Genomic DNA, 515 nt, shown 5'->3' on the forward strand with positions numbered 1-515 from the left:
TATCTCGCGATCGTCCGGGGCTATGCCGATGCCTATGGCCTGCCGTTCGATCCGGTCGAGGCGGTCGGCTGGGCAACGCGGCGCGGCAGCCGCTCCGGGCGGGTGGCCTGGCACTACATCACTGATCTGGCCGGACGAAATGGAAGATCTCTCAGATAGTCATTGATTTGGTTCAACTTTGTCGGAACCCGCCTTGACTCGGCACCCCCTGCGGGCTGACTGAACCCATGTCCCGCATCGGCGCCGTTGATCTATGTGAACGATTGTCGCCGGCGATACCCGTCTGGGTCACGCAGGTCGGCGTCACCTTGCTGATCGTGCTCGCTGCCCGGATCGTCCGGCTGATGTTCGACATGGTCGCGGGCGGTGCGGCGCCCTTCGCGCTGATCTATCCGGCAATCATGCTCGCCACCCTGTTCGCCCGCGCCTTTGCCGGCGCGCTGACCGCGACGATCATGATCGTCTATATCTGGTATTTCCTCTACCCGATCGAGCGCTCGTTCAGATTCGTCAAC

General features: G+C 62.5%; 2 protein-coding genes. Both read left to right on the forward strand.

Translation table 11 applies throughout. The features are described from left to right. The first annotated feature begins 9 nt into the window (after window positions 1-9). The gene (locus AC1DZC_RS20440) at window positions 10-159 is read left to right on the forward strand and encodes a DUF815 domain-containing protein (RefSeq protein ID WP_477044567.1); all 150 of its coding nucleotides are present in this window, start codon (window positions 10-12) and stop codon (window positions 157-159) included. Between the two features lie 68 nt (window positions 160-227). Then, on the forward strand, window positions 228-515 hold a 288-nt coding region (locus AC1DZC_RS20445), incomplete at its 3' end, for a hypothetical protein (RefSeq protein WP_477044566.1).

It is taken from the genome of Cellulomonas sp. P2_B4 (assembly GCF_056404795.1).